Annotated in this window: 15 protein-coding genes and 2 tRNA genes; 8 read left to right on the top strand and 9 right to left on the bottom strand. The window is 33.1% G+C overall.

Features of this window, described 5'->3' with window-relative positions; all coding sequences use genetic code 11:
- Nucleotides 1-4 precede the first annotated feature (4 nt).
- The 3 genes from galE to P2W65_RS09125 are packed head-to-tail and all read right to left on the bottom strand — an operon-like array spanning nucleotide 5 to nucleotide 2,612.
- Nucleotides 5-1,021 carry a UDP-glucose 4-epimerase GalE gene (galE, locus tag P2W65_RS09135; protein WP_289665042.1) on the bottom strand — a complete coding sequence of 339 codons (1,017 nt, stop codon included), beginning with the start codon at nucleotides 1,019-1,021 and terminating at the stop codon, nucleotides 5-7.
- Between the two features lie 13 nt (nucleotides 1,022-1,034).
- On the bottom strand, nucleotides 1,035-1,475 hold the full coding sequence (locus P2W65_RS09130) for a nuclear transport factor 2 family protein (protein ID WP_289665041.1): 441 nt from the start codon (nucleotides 1,473-1,475) through the stop codon (nucleotides 1,035-1,037).
- 3 nt (nucleotides 1,476-1,478) lie between these two features.
- Nucleotides 1,479-2,612 carry a DegT/DnrJ/EryC1/StrS family aminotransferase gene (locus P2W65_RS09125; protein ID WP_289665040.1) on the bottom strand — a complete coding sequence of 378 codons (1,134 nt, stop codon included), beginning with the start codon at nucleotides 2,610-2,612 and terminating at the stop codon, nucleotides 1,479-1,481.
- 135 nt (nucleotides 2,613-2,747) lie between these two features.
- Between P2W65_RS09125 and P2W65_RS09120 the strand changes: the two genes are divergently transcribed.
- Together P2W65_RS09120 and P2W65_RS09115 are read left to right on the top strand one after the other, a co-directional pair.
- Entirely contained in the window at nucleotides 2,748-3,977 is a 1,230-nt protein-coding gene (locus P2W65_RS09120; RefSeq protein WP_289665039.1) for a 3-deoxy-D-manno-octulosonic acid transferase, read from the top strand.
- 348 nt (nucleotides 3,978-4,325) lie between these two features.
- Nucleotides 4,326-4,541, top strand: coding sequence for a PG1828 family lipoprotein (locus P2W65_RS09115; protein ID WP_109191883.1), 216 nt, complete (start codon nucleotides 4,326-4,328; stop codon nucleotides 4,539-4,541).
- A gap of 117 nt (nucleotides 4,542-4,658) precedes the next feature.
- Here P2W65_RS09115 and P2W65_RS09110 read toward each other — a convergent pair whose 3' ends face one another.
- The 4 genes from P2W65_RS09110 to mutS all read right to left on the bottom strand — a co-directional run bounded on the left by P2W65_RS09110 (nucleotide 4,659) and on the right by mutS (nucleotide 8,120).
- Complete coding sequence (locus tag P2W65_RS09110) at nucleotides 4,659-5,042, bottom strand: DUF1508 domain-containing protein (RefSeq protein WP_289665038.1); 384 nt, start codon at nucleotides 5,040-5,042, stop codon at nucleotides 4,659-4,661.
- A 136-nt stretch (nucleotides 5,043-5,178) separates the two neighbouring features.
- Nucleotides 5,179-5,264 (bottom strand) — tRNA-Leu (locus tag P2W65_RS09105).
- A 15-nt stretch (nucleotides 5,265-5,279) separates the two neighbouring features.
- Nucleotides 5,280-5,352, bottom strand: a tRNA-Gly gene (locus P2W65_RS09100).
- Nucleotides 5,353-5,513: 161 nt separating this feature from the next.
- Nucleotides 5,514-8,120 (bottom strand): DNA mismatch repair protein MutS, encoded by a 2,607-nt coding sequence (mutS, locus tag P2W65_RS09095; RefSeq protein WP_289665037.1) that lies wholly within the window; start codon nucleotides 8,118-8,120, stop codon nucleotides 5,514-5,516.
- 156 nt (nucleotides 8,121-8,276) lie between these two features.
- On the opposite strand from mutS, the gene P2W65_RS09090 reads away from it, so the two are divergent.
- The 3 genes from P2W65_RS09090 to P2W65_RS09080 all read left to right on the top strand — a co-directional run bounded on the left by P2W65_RS09090 (nucleotide 8,277) and on the right by P2W65_RS09080 (nucleotide 12,739).
- Entirely contained in the window at nucleotides 8,277-8,699 is a 423-nt protein-coding gene (locus P2W65_RS09090; RefSeq protein WP_289665036.1) for a DUF1573 domain-containing protein, read from the top strand.
- Nucleotides 8,700-8,773: 74 nt separating this feature from the next.
- Complete coding sequence (locus tag P2W65_RS09085) at nucleotides 8,774-9,316, top strand: RNA methyltransferase (protein WP_289665034.1); 543 nt, start codon at nucleotides 8,774-8,776, stop codon at nucleotides 9,314-9,316.
- A 105-nt stretch (nucleotides 9,317-9,421) separates the two neighbouring features.
- A complete protein-coding gene (locus P2W65_RS09080; RefSeq protein WP_289665033.1) occupies nucleotides 9,422-12,739 on the top strand; it encodes an Ig-like domain-containing protein in 3,318 nt (1,105 codons plus the stop codon).
- Nucleotides 12,740-12,789: 50 nt separating this feature from the next.
- Here P2W65_RS09080 and folK read toward each other — a convergent pair whose 3' ends face one another.
- Both folK and P2W65_RS09070 read right to left on the bottom strand, forming a co-directional pair.
- A complete protein-coding gene (folK, locus tag P2W65_RS09075; protein WP_289665032.1) occupies nucleotides 12,790-13,926 on the bottom strand; it encodes a 2-amino-4-hydroxy-6-hydroxymethyldihydropteridine diphosphokinase in 1,137 nt (378 codons plus the stop codon).
- Nucleotides 13,927-13,984: 58 nt separating this feature from the next.
- The gene (locus tag P2W65_RS09070; RefSeq protein ID WP_289665031.1) at nucleotides 13,985-15,175 is read right to left on the bottom strand and encodes a peptidase associated/transthyretin-like domain-containing protein; all 1,191 of its coding nucleotides are present in this window, start codon (nucleotides 15,173-15,175) and stop codon (nucleotides 13,985-13,987) included.
- A gap of 196 nt (nucleotides 15,176-15,371) precedes the next feature.
- On the opposite strand from P2W65_RS09070, the gene sppA reads away from it, so the two are divergent.
- From sppA to P2W65_RS09055, 3 genes are all read left to right on the top strand, one after another.
- Nucleotides 15,372-17,129 carry a signal peptide peptidase SppA gene (gene sppA / locus P2W65_RS09065; protein ID WP_289665030.1) on the top strand — a complete coding sequence of 586 codons (1,758 nt, stop codon included), beginning with the start codon at nucleotides 15,372-15,374 and terminating at the stop codon, nucleotides 17,127-17,129.
- Nucleotides 17,130-17,141: 12 nt separating this feature from the next.
- Nucleotides 17,142-18,092, top strand: a complete 951-nt coding sequence (locus tag P2W65_RS09060) for an alpha/beta hydrolase (protein WP_289665029.1) — start codon at nucleotides 17,142-17,144, stop codon at nucleotides 18,090-18,092.
- 173 nt (nucleotides 18,093-18,265) lie between these two features.
- Complete coding sequence (locus P2W65_RS09055) at nucleotides 18,266-20,869, top strand: AsmA-like C-terminal region-containing protein (RefSeq protein ID WP_289665028.1); 2,604 nt, start codon at nucleotides 18,266-18,268, stop codon at nucleotides 20,867-20,869.
- The last annotated feature ends 35 nt before the right edge of the window (nucleotides 20,870-20,904 follow it).

Here is a 20,904-nt window from a genome sequence, read left to right as displayed (position 1 = left end):
AAAACTATTTATTCCTCACTTTTTGCTCCCATTTCCAAGCACTCGCCATTGCTTCGTCTAAACTTAGTTCAGCCTTCCATCCTAGGACATTATTTGCCTTATCTGTATTTGCATAAGCTTCTGTAATATCGCCTTCACGACGTGGCTTTATTGTGTATGGCAATTTTTTATCACTAACTTTTTCGAAACTATGAATGACCTCAAGAACTGAACTTCCTTTTCCTGTTCCTAAATTAAACGTTTCCACTTTCGCTAAATTCTTTTTATTCAATAAACGCTGTAGAGCAATTACGTGTGCTTTTGCTAAATCCACTACATGAATATAATCACGAACAGCCGTTCCGTCTGGCGTTGGGTAATCATTTCCGAAAACAGATAATTCCTGACGTAAACCAGCTCCTGTTTGTGTAATAAACGGAACTAAATTTTGAGGAACTCCTAAAGGCAATTCGCCAATTTCTGTTGACGAATGTGCTCCAACTGGGTTAAAATAACGCAATAAAATAGCGCTGATATTAGTCACTTTCGCTGTATCTGTAATAATTTCTTCTCCAATTTGTTTGGTATTTCCATAAGGAGACATTGCTGCCTGAACTGGAGCATCTTCTGTAATTGGCATTTTTTCGGCTTGACCGTAAACCGTACAAGAAGAACTAAAAATAAAACTTGCTTCAGGTTTTTGCTGTAATTCCTGCAACAGATATACTAAACTGCTGATATTGTTTTCATAATACAACAGAGGCTGTTCTACACTTTCACCAACCGCTTTTGAAGCTGCAAAATGAATTACTCCCGTAACATCGCTATGTTTTTTAAAGAAATCCTGAACGGCACTTTTTTCTCTTAAATCAATTTTTTCGAATAAAGGCGTTTTTCCTGTAATGGCTGTAATGCCGCTTAAAACATCTTCTGAAGAGTTTGAAAGATTATCAATTATCACTACTTCATAGCCTTCATTTTGCAATTCGACTACTGTGTGAGAACCTATAAATCCTAATCCTCCTGTTACTAATACTTTCATTTTGTGGTTGTTTTTATGTAGTTAATTTATAAGCTTGTCTGGCAATAAGTACCCATTTGCTTTTTTGCTTCTGCCAAACGAGCATTATTCCTATTTTAATATCTCTATCTATTCCATCATCTTTGGTATGAGCCGACAAAACATGTCGAACTATGGCAACATCATTCTGAATAGAGATAGTCTGGTTTTGAAAATCAATAGATACAAAATCTGATTTTCCACTCACTATTCCGTCGATAAATGCAGCTTGATTTTGAAAATTACCATTGGAATGGACATAATTTAATTGTTCCGAAGTCAATGCTTTTAATTTTGCCCCATCAGCATCAATCATTGCCTGACGCAAAATTTCAACTTGACTACTGACAGCGATTTCTTCTTTAGCATTCGTTTTTTGCGCCAAAACTGAAAACTGAACAAAAATCATTAAAACTAAAAGGCTAACTCTTCTCATCTTTTATTTATTTAAAAATTCTAAAACAGAATCCGTTATAAATTTAATTTGCTCATCATCAAGTTCTGTATGCATTGGCAAAGCAATCACTTCCTGAACTAATTGATTCGTAACTGGAAATTGCTCTTCTTTATAACGAGGATCCAAATATGCTTTTTGAGAGTGCAACGGAATTGGATAATAAATAGCACAAGGAATTCCTTTATCCAACAAATGCTGCATTAAGGCATTTCTGTCTGCATCTAAAATTCTTAACACATATTGATGAAAAACGTGATCATTTTCGTTTGCATCAAAATCTGGTGTAATTATATGTGCATTTCCAGCAAAAGCCGCATTATATTTTGTTGCCGCTAATCGACGTGCCTGATTATATTCATCCAACAAAGGAAGTTTTGCATTTAAAACTCCTGCTTGAATGCTGTCTAAACGGGAATTCACGCCTACAACATCATGATGGTAACGCTCGTACATTCCGTGATTTACAATACCGCGAATGATGTGAGCCAATTTATCATCATTTGTAAAAATTGCCCCACCATCTCCATAGCAACCTAAATTTTTAGACGGAAAAAATGAAGTTGCTGCGACGTGACCAATTGTTCCCACTTTTGATTTTGTTCCAGATTTAGAAATATAATCAGCTCCAATTGCCTGCGCATTATCTTCAATGACATATAAATTATGTGCTGCGGCAATTTCCATAATTGCATCCATATTAGCCGCACGACCAAATAAATGAACTGGAACAATTGCTTTTGTTTTTGGCGTAATCGCTTTTTTTACAGCCTCGATATCGATGTTCATATTAACCAAATCAACATCAACTAAAACTGGAGTTAATTGCAATAAAGCAATTACTTCAACGGTAGCTGCAAAAGTAAAATCGGCAGTAATAACCTCATCGCCTGGTTTCAAATCTAACCCCATCATGGCAATCTGTAAAGCATCAGTACCATTGGCACACGGAATTACATGTTTTACACCTAAATAATCTTCTAGATTTTTTTGAAACTGATGAACTAAAGGACCGTTAATGTAAGTATTAGTATCTAAAACCTCTTGAATTGAGGCATCTACAGTAGATTTTATTTTTTCGTATTGACTCTTTAAGTCAACCATTTGTATTTTTTTCATTTTTGAATAATATTTAAAATTAAAGACTCTATTTTGGACAGAAATCTCTAAAAGGAGGAACAAAAATAGTTATTAATAGCTTCAAACCAATGAAAATAGTCGAAAGAAATGTAATTTAGCTGCAAAAATTATCGCATGCTTTTTTTATATAATCTAACCATTTACACCGCAGGATTTTTCTTAAAAATCATAGCGCTATTTAGTCCGAAAATTAAGCTTTTTGTTGAAGGCCGAAAAAACGTATTTTCTATTTTAGAAGAAAAAATTAAAGCCGAAGATAAGACGATCTGGTTTCATGCTGCCTCTTTGGGCGAATATGAACAAGGTCTTCCCGTTATCGAAAAAATCAAAGAAAAATACCCTTCCCATAAAATCATTGTAACTTTTTTTTCCCCATCTGGATACGAAGTGCGTAAAAATAACACAGTTGCAGACGTTACAATTTACCTTCCTCTTGATACCAAAAACAATGCAAAACAATTTTTAGAATTAACTCATCCTGAATTTGCCTTTTTTATTAAATATGAATTCTGGTTAAACTATTTGAAGGAATTAGAAAAAAGCAAAACACCAACTTATCTAATTTCGGGAATTTTCAGGGACAGCCAAGTGTTTTTTAAATGGTATGGCAGTTTTTATAGAAATGCACTAAAAGCATTTACCTATTTCTTTGTTCAGAATGAAAGTTCAAAACAAAAAATTGAAGCAATTGGCCTGAAAAACGTAATTGTCTCCGGTGACACTCGTTTTGACAGAGTTGCTGCAATTTTAGAAAGAGACAATTCTCTTGAGTATATCGAAAGATTTAAAAACAACCAGCAAACTATTATAATTGGAAGTTCATGGCCAAAAGATGAAGCTTTGATTGCAGCATACATCAATCAGGCGCCCGAAAATGTAAAATTCATTATTGCACCACACAATATTAAAGCTGATCAGATTTCGAATCTTAAATCACAAATCACTAAATCAACCGTTTTATTTTCTGAAAAAGAAAACAAAGATTTAAAAACTTATAATGTCTTCATAATTGACACCATCGGGATTTTAACCAAAATTTACAGCTACGGAACAATCGCTTATGTTGGGGGCGGATTTGGAAATCCAGGTATCCATAATATCTTAGAACCAGCAACATTTGGAATTCCAATAGTAATTGGCCCTAACTATTCTAATTTTGCCGAAGCAGTCTCACTTGTAGAATTACAAGGATGCACTGTAATTTCATCTAACACAGAATTAAAAGATATTTTTGACCGATTACTGTCCGACAATTTATTCTTTAAAGAAAAAAGTGAGATCTGCAGCTCATTTATTCAAAAAAACAAAGGTGCAACAGAGACCATTTTAAACAATATTTCTTAGGTCTTTAAATCTATTTTCTGACCTATTAAAACCCTTTTCTGTGACGATTAAAGCAAAAAAACATATTTTTCAAGCATTTGATCACACGCAATAATCCTTAAAAAACAAAATAAACCACAACAAACGTAATTAAAAAGCCAAAACAGCCATAGAATTTTCAATAAAAAATATATTAGACAAAACATCCGATAATATAAAATATTTTTCTTATTTTGGCATATTATTTGATAACTAAGATAATCGTGAGTAAGGAAAATATTTTAAAAAAAAAGTGAAAAAATATTTTACATATTAAAAAATTTATATCTTTGCCACGAATTAATAATTAACCTTTTATAATAAAGTAAGATGAAAAAAGTATTTTTAAGTTTAGCTGTTGTTGCTGTTTTAACTGTTGTATCTTGTAAAAAAGCTGACGCTGCTGCTGAAGCTCCTGCTGTTGATTCAGCTGCTGTAGCTGTTGATTCTGCTGCTGCTGTTGTTGATTCTGCTGCTGCAACTGTTGATTCTGCTGCTGCTAAAGTTGATTCTGCTGCTGCTAAAGTAGAAGAAGTAAAAAAATAATTAGAACCTAAGTTCTAACGATTTTAAAACCATCTTAAGAAGATGGTTTTTTTTTTGATCAATTTCAAAAATTAATCAAACTAAAAAAAAGCGCCTGCAATTGCAGACGCTTTTTTTTTATTCCGCCGCTTCTTCAAGCTCCTCCTCCACATCTTCATCTCCAAAAATCGACTCACTCGAAGAAAAATCCAAAATCTCCGACCTAGAAGAATACGTTACAATCTCCTTAATCCCCTTTTGCAGCAACAACTCCGTGCTATATTTTCGACTTGTAGCAAACTGCACATCACCCAGCATCAATTTAAAAAAATACTTCCCCCCAGAACCTTTAAATTTTAAAAATTTCGCCTGATCGACATTGGCTTTAAATTTCTCAATATCCTCCTCACATTCAAATCGCAGCTCATAACTCAAACTCGTAAAAATTACTTTTCCCTTACGAGAAGTAAACGTAAACTTATATTCATCATTAAATCGCTTGCTAATTACAAAAGCACCCATTTAGAAATTTTAGATTTTAGATTATTGATTTTTTTTTAAGATTCTGAGATTCTGAGATTCTAATAAATTTACTGCGTAAATTTATTATCTGCAAGTTCGCAAATAAAAAAAGCCTCTTCAAAAGAAGAGGCTTTAGTACTCAGAGCGGGACTTGAACCCGCACGAACATTGCTGTTCACTGGATTTTAAGTCCAGCGTGTCTACCAATTTCACCATCCGAGCATTGTATGGTTTTTGAGCGAAAAACGGGGCTCGAACCCGCGACCTCGACCTTGGCAAGGTCGCGCTCTACCAACTGAGCTATTTTCGCATTTCAAATTTTATTAAGAACTACAACACTTGATTTGTTTCGTATTGCGAGTGCAAATTTAGGACATTTATTCAATTAAACAAGCGTTTCTTTAAAAAAAAATCCACTTATTTTATAACCTTCTGATAACCTAAAGTTTAAATTTGAAAATTCTTTGAATTTTATTTTTTAACCAGCATCCTTTTGATTTCATTAAGCTTCATCAACGCTTCAACCGGTGTAATGGCATTAATATCGAGATTTAAAATCTCTTCTTTTATTTCTTCCAACAACGGATCATCCAAATTAAAGAAACTCATTTGCATTTCATCATTAGCCGATTTTATTCCGTTTAAAGCATCACTCGAATGATTCTTCTCTAATTTCTTCAAAAGTTTCTGCGCTTTCGAAATCACCAACTGTGGCATTCCAGCCATTTTAGCAACATGAATTCCAAAACTATGAGCACTTCCTCCTTTTACAAGTTTTCTAACAAAGAGAACAGTGTCTTTTAACTCTTTTACTGCCACATTAAAATTCTGAATTCTCGACATTGATTCCGTCATTTCGTTCAACTCATGATAATGTGTTGCAAAAAGTGTCTTAGCTCTTCCCGGATGCTCGTGTATGAATTCAGCAATTGCCCAAGCAATCGAGATTCCATCGTACGTACTGGTTCCTCTTCCAATTTCATCTAACAAAACCAAACTTCTATCTGAAATATTATTCAAAATCGAAGCAGTTTCATTCATCTCCACCATAAAAGTAGATTCTCCCATTGAAATATTATCCGAAGCTCCTACTCTGGTAAAAATCTTATCTACAATTCCCATTCTAACACTATCAGCAGGAACAAAACTTCCCATTTGAGCCAGAAGAACAATCAAAGCGGTTTGTCTTAAAATAGCCGACTTACCTGACATGTTTGGCCCAGTTATCATAATGATCTGCTGTGTTTCTCTGTCTAAGAAAACATCATTTGCAATATACGGAGTACCAACTGGCAATTGTTTTTCAATTACAGGGTGTCTTCCATTTTTTATATCTAATTCAAACGTATCATCAATTTCAGGACATACATATTGGTTTTCAACCGCCATTTGCGTAAACGAACACAAACAATCCAATTGCGCAACCAAATAGGCATTCATCTGAACCGGTTTGATATAAGTCGAAATCCAGGCTACTAACTGCTCAAAAAGTTCGCTTTCAATTTTATAAATCTTTTCTTCAGCACCTAAAATTTTCGTTTCGTATTCTTTTAATTCTTCGGTAATATAACGTTCTGCATTTACCAAAGTCTGCTTACGGATCCATTCTTCTGGAACTTTGTCTTTATGTGTATTTCGTACTTCAATATAATATCCAAAAACATTATTAAATGAAATTTTCAACGAAGAAATCCCTGTTCTTTCCGATTCTCTTTTTTCAATTCCTTCTAAAAATTCTTTTCCCGAAGTTGAAATCGCACGTAACTCATCCAATTCTTCATTTACCCCTATCGCAATTGCATTTCCTTTCGAAATGGCAACTGGCGCATCCTGATTTAGAGTATTTTTGATTTTTTCACGAAGCAAATCACAAGCATGCAAACTATCTCCAATTACTTTTACCGCTTCTTGCGGACTTTCGAGTGCAATTGTTTTGATTGGAATAATAGCATCCAGCGATTCTTTCAAATAAACCACTTCACGCGGCGAAACTTTTCCTGCTGCAATTTTAGAAATTAAACGTTCTAAATCTGAAATCTGTTTGATCTGATATTGTATATTGTGCAGAATTTCAGGATTAGATTTTAAGTACGAAACCACTTCGTGTCGGCTTTTTACTTTATTAGCATCTTTCAATGGCAAAGCCAACCATCTTTTTAATAAACGCCCTCCCATCGGAGAAAGTGTTTTATCAATAACATCCAATAGCGTAACAGCATTTGGATTATAACTGTGATACAACTCTAGATTTCGAATTGTAAAACGATCCATCCAAACATAAGCATCTTCTGCAATACGCTGAATTGCTGTAATATGCTGCACGCGATTATGCTGCGTTTCGGATAAATAATACAAAATAGCTCCAGAAGCAATAATTCCTTCTTTCAATTCTTCAACTCCAAATCCTTTTAATGAATTGGTTTGAAAATGCTTCGTCAATGTTTCTAAAGCATAGTCTTCTTTATAGATCCAATCTTCTAGATAAAAACTATGAAAGTCTTCTCCAAAAGCATTTTTAAAATCACTTTTATTATGTTTTGGAACCAAGACCTCACTCGGATTAAAATTCTGCAATAATTTATCAATGTATTCTGCATTTCCCTGAGCCGTCAAAAACTCTCCTGTAGAAACATCTAAAAATGCAATTCCAATACTTTTATTCGTAAAACAAACAGAAGCTAAAAAATTATTTGACTTAGATTGTAAAACTTCATCATTCAAAGAAACTCCCGGTGTTACCAGCTCAGTTACTCCTCTTTTTACAATGGTTTTAGTCATTTTTGGATCTTCCAACTGATCACAGATTGCTACACGAAGTCCCGCTTTAACCAACTTTGGCAGATAAGTATTTACAGAATGATGGGGAAAGCCTGCCAATGCTGTTTCAGTATCAGATCCTGCACCTCTTTTAGTCAATGTTATTCCTAAAATTTTAGAAGCTCTAATGGCGTCTTCTCCAAAGGTCTCATAAAAATCTCCTACTCTGAAAAGCAGACATGCATCAGGATATTTAGCCTTGATTTCGTTGTACTGTTTCATTAAAGGTGTTTCCTTCACCACTTTCTCTTTAGCTGCCAAATTATTATGTTTTAAATGAAAAATTAAGACAGCGAATTTATGATTTTTTGACGGTATATCGAAAACTTCAAAAATTAAAATATTTTAAGATTTTTTTAGTTTACGGTTGAAGAATTTTATATAGCTTTGTTTATCATTTAAAAAAAGACCCTTAAGATGAAAAAAATAATTTTATTCGCTATGTTAGCTGTAGCTGGTATTACGGCTACTAACGCACAAACAACTAAAAAAGCTAAAGTTGCCAAAGTTGAAGGAGCAGGAATGGCTTTTGAAACAGAAACGATTGACTACGGAACTATCGCTCACAATGCTGATGGAAAACGCGAATTTGTTTTTGTAAACAACGGAACTAAACCATTAATTATCACTAACACTCAAGGATCTTGCGGCTGTACTGTTCCAACTACTCCAAAAGAACCAATTGCGCCAGGTGCTAAAGGTGTTATCGGTGTAAAATATGCTACTGACAGAGTTGGTGCTTTTACAAAAACTGTAACTGTAACTTCTAATGCAGAAGGACAACCTACAAAAATCCTTACTATTAAAGGTACTGTTTTACCAGATCCAGTAAAAAGCTAATCTGAAAAACACTTAAATAATCAAAAAGCTTCCTTATCTTTGGAAGCTTTTTTTATGACTACAATTTAACACCGATGAGAAAACTCGAAAATAGCGAACTAGACCGTAAATCTATTGAAGATTTTAAGAAATCTGAAAAAACTCCCTTAATATTAGTTTTAGATGATATTCGAAGTCTACATAATATTGGTTCTGTTTTTAGGACTGCAGATGCTTTTTTGATTGAAAAAATAATCTTATGCGGTATTACAGCAACTCCTCCAAACAAAGAAATCCATAAAACTGCCCTTGGTGCAACTGAAACGGTAGCGTGGGAACATCATGAAAATGTTCTTGAAGTTATTGAAAACTTAAAGAAAGAAAATGTTCTTACCATGGCCATTGAACAGGTTGAAAGCTCTATATTCCTTCAAGATTTTAAAATTGAAAAAGGCCAAAAATATGCTTTGGTTTTTGGCAATGAAGTATATGGAGTAGCACAAGAAGCTGTTGCTATATGCGATGGAAGCATCGAGATTCCACAGCTTGGAACAAAACACTCTCTGAACATCGCTGTCAGTGCAGGAATTGTCGTTTGGGATTTGTTTCAAAAAATAAATTGGCCAAATAACAATTAGAAACCTTTTTCACATAAAATTACGATTTTAACACTACTCATCTCCAATAAATAGCAGAAAATCAAATATATTTTTTTATTATTATAAAATTGATACTTTTATAAAATGAAAAGTATCAATTTCTTTAAAATATCCATTTTATTTTTTCTACTACTGTCTAGTTTTAGTGGATTTGCTCAACAATATACAGCAATTCCAGATCCAAATTTCGAAAAAGCTTTAATTGATCTTGGAATTGATAGTGGCGCTATTGATGGCCAAGTTTTGACAGCACAAATTAAGGATGTAATATCGCTAGACCTTTCATCAAAGGAAATTTCAGATTTAACTGGAATAGAAGCTTTCATAAAATTACAGCAATTAAGCATCGGTGTAATCGATGATAACCTTGCCAAAAGAAATAAAATAAACACTTTAAATCTTTCTAGCAATTTATTTCTTACTATTTTAAACTGCAGCTTCAATGACTTATCTCAGTTAGATCTTTCAAATAATATTCATTTAGAAGCATTATTTCTCGACAATAATAAATTGAGCAATATTGACATTTCTAAAAATACAGTCTTAAAAATATGCTATGCTAGAAATAACAAACTGGCTGCTATAGATTTAAGCAAAAACATATCTTTAGAAACTTTAGCCTTAGACAACAATTCATTGTTAAACTTAGATGTTTCCAATAATTTATTACTAACTAGCTTACGTTGCCCAGGAAATCAATTGACCGATTTGGACATTTCTAAAAATACCAAAATTCAATCTTTAAACTGCAGTTCAAATAAACTTTCAACTTTGAACACTTCTCTTAACGCTAGTTTAAATCATTTAACATGTGAAAATAACCAAATATCCAGTGTAGATTTAAGTAAAAATCTACAATTAAGAACTTTGTTTTGCGGCTCGAATAAACTAACTGTTTTAAACACCACCAAAAACCTATATTTAAATGGATTAAACTGCGATTCTAATAAATTAGCCGATATAGACATCAGCAAGAATCTCTCTCTACAAAGTTTTAGCATCAATAATAACCAATTATCAAATCTGAATGTTTTAAACAATTCCGCATTAGTAGGCATTCATTGCAGTTTTAATAACTTATCCGATATTGATGTATCAAAAAACACTGTACTGACTCATCTTAGTATTAATAACAATCAATTAAAAGATTTGGATCTCTCTAAAAATCCTGTTTTAGCTGTTTTTTACTGCAACAATAATCAATTAGTTAGTCTAAATTTAAAAAACGGAAACAATACAACGGTATCACAATTAAATCTAAAATCAAATTCAGGTCTTAGCTGTGTACAAGTAGACAATAAACTGTATTCTGATACTAACTGGGCTTCTTTTAAAGATGCCAGTACTTCATTCTCCAATAAATGTAGCATGAGTACAACTCTTCCTCCCAAACTTAGCGCCACAGGAGATCAATTATACTGTCCTCAAAGCAATATAAATATTGTAACTGACATAACAATTACACACGACCCAAGTGAAACTGGCACTACTGCAGGTTATATTCAAATTTCTTCCGGTTATGCCAGCGGTGACAAACTTAGTCTTTCAAACCCAGCACTCTATCCTTCCATTACCACAAATTGGGACTCTACTGCTGGAAAACTCACTCTATCAAGTCTTACTGGAGGCGAAATATTATATTCTGATCTCGAAGCTGCGATAAAAGATATTGTTTTTTCAAATACATCAGCTACAGCTTCTGGAACAAGAACATTTTCTATCACTATTGGCCAGGCAAACTATCTTCCCTCTACAGGTCATTACTATTTATTTGTCCCAAATATCGGAATTACATGGAGCACTGCAAAAGCAGCTGCAGAAGCAAGTACATATTATGGCCTTAAAGGTTACCTAGCCACTATTTTATCTGCAGATGAAGCCAAATTAATTGGAGAACAAGCTTCTGGTACAGGATGGATTGGAGGAAGTGATGCAGAAACCGAGGGTGTATGGAAGTGGGTTACCGGCCCTGAAGCTGGAACTATTTTTTGGAATGGAGGATCAAATGGTTCAACTCCAAACTTTGCTTTTTGGAATACTGGTGAACCTAATAATCAAGGCGATGAAGATTATGCTCATATTACACAACCTGGCGTAGGAATTAGAGGTTCTTGGAATGATTTATCAAATACAGGATCTACTGTTTCGGGAGATAATTATCAGCCAAAAGGTTATGTCGTAGAATATGGAGGAATGCCGGGTGAAACACCTTTAGAAATTGCTACAAGTACTAAAATAACTATTCCTTTAGCAACTCCTGCTACTAATCCTACTCCAATTTGTGATTCTGGAAGTTTTACTCTTAGTGCTGCAGCAAATGCAGGAGCAACAATCAGATGGTTTGATGCTGCAACTGGAGGAAATTTATTAGGAACTGGCACAACTTACACTACCCCAATCCTTAACACAACTACAATTTATTATGTCGATGCCGGCTGTGAATCAAATAGAAAACCTATAACCGCTACCGTGAACACCACGCCAAACAAACCTGTTGCGGAACAAAATTCTTATTCAAACTGTGGGTCTGGAGCTGTAACTATTAGAGCCTCTTCAAATATTGGAAACATTAACTGGTATACAGCACAAACTGGCGGCAGTAGTGTCTTTTCTGGCAATAACTTCACAACTCCTACCATTTCATCTAATACAACTTATTATGCCGAGGCTTCAAACAATGGCTGTATTAATGTAGAACGAACTCCCATAAATATTATCATTTATACGCCTCCAGTTGTTACCGATGAAAACTTAACTATATGTCAGCTTCAGACGATCACTTTAGATGCAGGAATTAAAGGAATGAATTACTTATGGTCAAATGGAGCTACAACTCAAACTATAACCATCAATTCAGGAGGAACATATACGGTTGCTGTCACAAGTCAATTACCTGAAAACTGCACCAGCAATAAAACCATTGTTGTTGAAGAACATAAAATTCCACAGATAGACCGAATCGTTGTTGAGGGTACTAGAGCGATTATTTATCCCGTTAAAGAAGAAGATTATTATGAGTATTCTGTGGACGGGATCAACTTTCAGGATTCTTATATATTTTATGATGTCCCAGGAGGACTCCAAACTGCTTATGCTCGAGAGAAAAGTGGATGTGGGCAAGTGACGAAACAATTTGTTGTCCTTGTTTTCCCTCCTTTCTTCACCCCTAACAATGATACTTTTAATGATGTCTGGGAAGTAACCGGCATGGAAAACTATCCACAGGCAGAAATCACGATTTTTGATCGTTATGGCAAATTAATTGCTCAGTTAAGCAGATCAAAAATGAGTTGGGATGGTACCCTAAACCAAGTTCCGCTCCCTGCTTCAGATTATTGGTACGCTTTAAAAATTGATGATACCATGCCTATATTAAAAGGACATTTCTCTTTAAAAAGATAGAATAATGAGACAATCTGGAAATTAGAAAATTAGATAATATATCGTTAGAATTAACTGATTACTTTTTTCCTAATTTCATTTAAAATAAAAATGTAATCTTCATGTCTTTTCACAAAATCGCGATCAGAAACATCAATAATTAAAACATTTAAATCAGTCTGCGATTTTATGTATTCCAGATAACCGTTGTTGATTTTTTCTAAATAGGAAGCTTCGATATTTTGTTCGTAAGTACGGCCACGTTTTTTAATGTTCTGCAAAAGACGTTCTGTATTTTGATATAAATAAACATACAAATCAGGCTTTGGCATTTCTTTATAAATAATATCAAACAGATTTCTGTACAAACGATATTCGTCTTCCTGTAAAGTAATCTTAGCAAAAATGAGCGATTTAAAAATATGATAATCGGCTACGATAAAATCTTTAAACAAATCAAATTGAGCCAAATCATCGGATAACTGCTGATAACGATCGGCGAGAAAAGACATTTCCAACGGAAACGCATATCTATTTTGATCTTTGTAAAACTTAGGAAGAAACGGATTATCTGCAAATCGTTCTAAAACTGTTTTAGCATTAAAATCTTCCGCAATTTTATGGACCAAAGTAGTTTTTCCAGCGCCAATGTTTCCTTCAAAAGAAATATAATTAAACTTACTGAGAGGAATCTCGTTAAGCGGATTTTGCAAATCTTGAACAATCGTGCAAATACTTTCGTCTGGTGTAACGGCAATTAATTCGCTAACTGTTTTATGTAAAAGAGGGTGTTTCCAGTTTAATTTTAAATCCTGCATGGGCAGCAAAACAAAATTTCTGTTCTGCATTAAAGGATGCGGAATTTGAAGTTTTTCTGAATCAATAATTTCATCATCAAAAGCAATCAAATCAACATCTATAATTCTTGATTGATAACCTTCTTGATTAGAGCGGATTCGTCCTAATTCTTTTTCAACTTTTAAAACCTGATTTAATATTTTCTGTGCAGAAGAATTGGTATGCAACAGCAGTGCACAATTATAAAAAGCATCACTTTCAAAACCCCAAGCTGGAGTTTCGTAAAGTTTGGAAACCTGAATGACAGTCCCGACATTTTGATGGATTAAATCAATACAATTTTGGATATTTTCTAGTCTGCTGCCTTGGTTGCTGCCTATCGATAAAACGACTTGATGCTGTAATTTCATAATTAATGCAAATTAACTAAAACTATTTTAGAATTAACTACATTATTTGATTCAACACTTAGAAGTTTCCGACTATTTCAAACTCTTTTTTATTCTCTTTGTTGTCTGAAACCTTTTTCAAAAAATCTTTCAATTCACTTGTCAATGGCAGCTGATTCTGACTTTTCCAAAATTGTTCTGAATATGGATATTTTACTTTAAAAATATCTTTATCCATAGATAAATTTGATTTTGCTTTTTCAGCAATAAAACTATTCGTTACAAAATACTGAGTAGAGTAATCATAAATTGCTGTTTTTATCTTTTCATTACCAAGAAGTTCTACTTTAACATCAGAATTAGCATTGTTTAAATAATATTTTCCAACAGAGGTATTCTTTTTATAATTAGTGGTTCTCTTAAAACTACTTGTTCTGTATTCCGCTTTACCATCTTTACTATAAGGTACTTTTTCTGGATCATCATAAAAGTCAAAATAGGTTTCAACGATTGCGTAATCTGCTCTATTAATCACAAAGTGACCATTAGTTTTCTGCCCCATTGTGTTGGGCTCTTTTGAAACAAAATTAATTTTCAAATAATCCCCTGCTATATTTTTCTGCTGAGTTAATTCAAATTTGTCAAGCACGATAAAAATTAGAGTATTTAAGTCAAATAGTTTTTCAAAACTTTGAAATTTAAAGTATACAATATCGGATTTTTCAGAAATCCCGACTTTTCTCATATTCAAAACCTCAACTTCACATTTATTATCCGGCTGGCTTTTGGTTTTAAAAATGCTTTTTCTAGAAACTTTCCCGTAAATATCCTGCAATCTTGACAGCTCATTATCTCTTTTTAAGACACATCTTAAAAAGAAATTTTCATGATAAGGCTCTAAAATATAGTTCTCTTTTAATTTCGCATATGCTTTTTTTAGCATCGCTAATTCCTGCCCAACTACAACTTCGTCGAGTTCAACCATTTTACTTTGCAAAAAAATAGTGTCCTGATTTTTTATCTGTTGCAAACTTGTTTTTAAATCTTCATAACCAATTAAACTAAAATTGATATCATCTCTGTCTGAAATAAAAGAGAAAACTCCTTCTTCATTCGTTAATGAATTATCTTTCTCATTATAAACACTAACTTTATCCAAAGGTATTTTTGATGATTTATCTGCTACTACTTTTGTGATTGGAGTTTTTTGAGCCATTATCAAAAAGCTATTAAACAAGAAAAAAATCCCGAAAACTATTATTTTATTCATGCTACTAAAATTAAAATCAAATATAAAAAAAACAACAAGACCAATACTTATCTTACAAAAAAAGCTGTTTTTTAAGATTCTGAATTAAAAATAAAAAACTAAAACATTTACTAAAGCGTCCAATCAAATTCAATCTTATTTCGATTATATTTGTAACAAACCAACCTTTTTTGATACTTATTAAAAAAATATACACATGAAATTTTTAGGAAATGTACTTGCCACAATAATTGGTATTTTTGTTTTTATCATGCTCTTCTTTTTTGGAGTAATATTTATTGCAGCCTTATTTGGCGGAGACGACGCTGATTCAGTTAAAGCTGATTCGGTTATCGAATTGAATTTGAAAGAAATTAAAAATGATTACGCAGGAAAATATAAAGATCCCTGGGTTACTCGTTTTTCTGACCAAAAAGGAGTCGGTTTAACTGATGTACTTAATGCTATCGAAGCGGCTAAAACAGATGACAACATCAAAGGAATTTCGATTTTAAATGATGAATCCTCTCTTGGTCTTGCACAATATAAAGACTTGCGAAATGCTCTTGAAAGCTTCAAAAAATCTGGAAAATTTGTTTGGGCTTACGCTAATACCTATTCGCAGAAAGAATATTATTTAACTTCTGTTGCCAATACAATTTATATCAATCCTGCGGGAGATTTGGACTTTAAAGGTCTTTCTTCTGAAGTTATGTTTTTCAAAGATTTTCAGGATAAATCAGGAATTCATATGGAAGTGATTCGTCACGGAAAATATAAAAGTGCCGTTGAGCCTTTCTTAGAAAATAAAATGAGCGATGCCAACAGAGAACAAATGACAGCTCTTTTGAACTCAATTTGGACGACCGTTTCTACAGATATTTCAAAAAGTAGAAATATTCCGCTTCCAAAACTAAATGAAATTGCTAACGGACTTTTAGCTAGAACTCCTGAAATGGCAAAAGAACAGCATTTAGTTGATATTATTGCTTATGAAGATGTTTATCATAACGCAATCAGAAAAGCGCTAAAAGTAGATAAAGACGAAGATTATAACAAAATTTCGATTTTAGATTACACTCAAAACAATGTTACAACAGCTTTAGCGAATAGCGCAACGGATCAAATCGCTATTATTTACGCTCAAGGCGAAATAGGAAGCGGTGAAGGCGATGTCAATACAATTGGAGAAGGTTCAATGCGTCGTTCTTTACAGGAAGCAAGAAAAAATGACGATGTAAAAGCAATTGTTCTTAGAATTGACAGCCCAGGAGGAAGTGCCCTTACTTCTGATTTGATCTGGAGAGAAATTGAAATTACTAAAAAAGTAAAACCAGTTGTAGTTTCAATGGGTAACTATGCCGCTTCTGGTGGTTATTACATTGCTTGCAACGCTAATAAAATATTCGCTGAAAACAATACTATTACGGGATCTATCGGTGTTTTCGGAATGCTGCCAAACTTCAGTCCTTTAGCTAATAAATTAGGAATCAATTCTGAACAGGTTAAAACTCATGAGAATTCCGCAAATTATAGTCCGTTTGTACCTGTTGACGAAAAATTTAAAGCGTTTACTTTAGAAGGAGTTGAAAAAATCTACAACACTTTTGTTACTCATGTTGCAGAAGGACGTAAAATGACTTTCGAACAAGTTGACGCTATTGCGCAAGGAAGAGTTTGGTCTGGAACAGAAGCTGTAAAATTAGGATTGGTTGATAAAATTGGCGGTTTAAACGATGCAATTGCTGAAGCTGCTAAGATTGCTAAAATCAAAAAGTACAGCACTCAGAATTATCCAGAGTACGAAAAAACTTTGAACGATATTCTTTCTGGCCTGCCATTTGCAAAATCTAAAGAAGCTTTTATAAAAGAAGAAATTGGAGAAGAAAATTATATGCTAATCGAGCAGGTGAAAAAATTCCAAAAACAAAAAGGAGTTCAAGCTATAATGCCTTACGGAATCAATATTTATTAATTGAAATGAAAGATGAATAAAATAATTCTTTTTCTGACGATTTTATTTTTGAGTGTTTTAAATGCTCAGACTAAAAAAGAGCTCACTTTTAAAGAAACACCAGCGGTTTTAAAAATAAATACTGATCAGTTATTTGGTACGCTGACTACTCCAGATTTGACCAAAAAGTATCCTGTTGCCTTAATTATCGCTGGTTCTGGCCCGACAGACAGAAATGGAAATAATGCCATGATGAAAAACAATTCGTTGAAAATGCTGGCGGAAGCTTTAGCAAAGAACGGAATTGCATCGTTACGATATGATAAAAGAGGAATTGGAGAAAGCAAAGCTGCAGGCGGGGATTCTGAAAGCACTTTGGTTTTTGAAAACTATATTCAGGATGTAAAAAGCTGGATTAACTTTTTAAGACAAGACAAACGTTTCTCAAAAGTAATTGTAATAGGTCATAGTGAAGGTTCTTTAATTGGAATGATTGGTGGTGCAAAAGCAGATAAATTTGTATCGATTGCCGGAGCAGGAGATTCGGCAGATAAAATCATCAAAGCACAGATTGGAGCCAAAAAAATGAAACAGCTTGATGATATGACGTTCCCGATAATTGATAGCTTAAAAAGCGGACACACCGTAAACAAAGTCGATCCAATGCTGAATTCTCTTTTCAGACCCAGTATTCAGCCTTATTTGATTTCTTGGTTTAAATACAATCCGCAGACAGAAATAAAAAAACTTACCATTCCTATCTTGATTTTGCAGGGAAGTAGTGATTTACAAGTTTCTCTTCAAGATGCCGAAAATTTAGCCGAAGCTAATAAAAATTCGGAGAAGCAGGTTATTGATAAAATGAATCATATTATGAAAATCATTGAAGGCGACCATAACGATAACATGGCCAGTTACAACAATGAAACACTTCCAATATCGGAAACACTAGTAGACAGGATCGTTTCATTTATTCAGAAATAATAAAATAAATAAGACTTAAAATCCGTTTGAAACTATTTCAAACGGATTTTTTTTATTTAACAAAATAAGTATAATTCTTACATTTTTAAGAAAACTTTATCTTCACACTCTGCTAAAAAAAACTATTTTTGCATGAGTCGATTTTAAAATAGTAAACCCTCAAATCTAATTATATGCTAAAGAAAGTTTTAAAAATAAGTGCCATTGTTATAGTGGTATTTGTTGCTGCATTATTTGCCATTCCGTATTTCTTTAAAGATCAGATTAAAGCCAAAATTGCCGAAGCTATTAACGAAAGTGTCGATGCCAAAGTAAGCTTTAAAGATGCCGATTTAAGTTTATTCAAAAATTTCCCGAACGCAACTGTCGGAATTGAAAAACTGGTTATTATCAACAAAGCGCCTTTTGAAGGTGATACTTTGGTTTCTTTGGGAGAATTAAATTTAAAAATGAGTGTTAAAGAACTTTTCAAAGGAAAAGATGAACCTTTAAGCATTCAGGGAATTAGTTCTACAAACGGATTAATAAACATTATCTTCAATAAAGATGGCGTTGGAAACTTCGACATTGCTTTGAAAGATCAAAAAGAAGATAAAAAAGACGAAGCAAGCAAACCGCTTTCTTTAAAGATTCAAAACTATAAAATTGAAAACTTTACTTTTAGATATATCGATCAAGGCTCTAAAATTAAAATGGTAATTGATAGTTTAAACCACGAAGGAACTGGAGATTTTACCAATTCAAAATTAGATTTAACTACAAAATCTACTGCTAAAGTTTCCTTAGACATGGATAAGATGAATTACATGAAAGATGTAAAACTAACTTTGGATGCGGTTCTTGGTATTGATTTAGACCAAAGTAAATATACTTTTAAAGAAAATAAAGCTTTAATCAATCAATTGCCACTAGAATTTGACGGTTTTATTCAAATGGCTGAAAACAAGCAGATTTATGATTTAAAGTTTAAAACTCCAACTTCATCATTTACGAACTTCTTAGGTTTAATCCCGTCTGCTTATGCTTCAAGTTTAGAAGGCGTAAAAACGACAGGAGATTTTACTGTAAATGGTTTTGCAAAAGGAGAATTAACAGAAACTACTGTTCCTAAATTCAATATTGAAATCGCTTCTAACAATGCTTCTTTCCAATATCCTAACTTACCAAAATCGGTTCAGAATATTGTAATTGATACTAAAATCATCAATGAAACTGGAATCCTAAATGATACTTACGTCAACTTAGACAAACTATCTTTCAGAATTGATCAGGATGTTTTTAACGCTAAAGCGAATATTAAAAACATAACTGTAAACCCAATTGTAGATGCGGCTTTGAAAGGAACAATCAATTTGGCTAATCTTTCCAAAGCCTATCCAATTAAAATGGACAAACCGCTTGCTGGTATTTTAAAAGCAGATGTGACGACTAATTTTGATATGGCTTCTGTAGAAAAAAGCCAATATGAGAATATCAAAAATGCGGGTACAATGAGTTTATCAGGATTTAAATATACGGATGAAAACAATAAATCGATGAACATCAGCACAGCATTAGTAGAATTTAATCCGAGTAAAATTAACTTGAAACAATTTGATGCTACAACTGGAAAAAGTGATATTAGCATTAATGGAGTTTTGGAAAATTTTTACGGTTTTATGTTTAAAAAACAAGAATTGAAAGGGAACTTCAATATGAGTTCTAATCAATTGGCTGTTGATGATTTTATGACTGCCGGCGAACCTGCAAAAGAAGAAACAAAAACTGCAGCAAAACCAGCTGAAGCAATGAAGATTCCAGCGTTCTTAAACTGTACATTAAATGCAAAAGCAACAACGGTTTTATATGACAATTTAAAATTAAAAGATGTTTCTGGAAAACTGCTTATTAAAGATGAAAAAGCAACCTTAGAGAACTTTAAAACAAGTATTTTCGGAGGAACAATTGGTTTGACAGGAGCTGTTTCTACTAAAGAAAAAGTACCAACATTTGATATGAATCTTGGTTTTAATCAAGTGGATATTGCGCAGACTTTTACGCAATTGGATATGATGAAAAAAATTGCTCCAATTGCTGGAATTATTAACGGAAAATTAAATTCGACTATTAAATTGAACGGTAATTTAGATGCAAAAGAATTGACTCCTGATTTAAAATCAATTTCTGGTGATTTGTTAGGACAGTTATTATCTACTACGGTAAATGCTAATAATTCTACACTTTTAAACTCATTAAGTTCAAATGTGAAGTTTCTTAATTTAAACAACTTGAATTTAAATGACTTAAAAATGGCATTGACTTTTGACAACGGAAAAGTAAATGTAAAACCATTTGACATTAAATATCAAGACATTAAAGCTACAATTGGAGGAACTCATGGTTTTGATCAAACGATGAATTACACCATTAAATTTGATGTTCCTGCTAAATATTTAGGAACTGAAGCTAACAATTTGATTGCTAAATTATCTCCTGCTGATGCTGCAAAACTGGAAAATATTCCAATCAATGCTTCTTTAACTGGTAATTTTTCAAATCCAAAAATCAGTACAGATATGAAAACTGCTGTGAGTAATTTAACAACGCAGTTGGTGAATCAGCAGAAAGAAAAACTAACTCAAAAAGGGACAGCAGCGCTTACCGATTTGATCAACAAAAATACAAAAGCTAAAGATACCACTCAGGCTGCTAAAACAGAAAAAGAGCAAAAAACACAAGAAGTTACAAAGAAAGCCAACGACTTGCTGAATGGTCTTTTTAAGAAAAAGAATCCGTAAACTGAGATACTAAGATACTAAGGCACTAAGATTCT

This window comes from Flavobacterium panacagri (assembly GCF_030378165.1).
GTDB classification, from domain to species: domain Bacteria; phylum Bacteroidota; class Bacteroidia; order Flavobacteriales; family Flavobacteriaceae; genus Flavobacterium; species Flavobacterium panacagri.
This window is presented reverse-complemented; position numbering and strand designations above follow the sequence as displayed.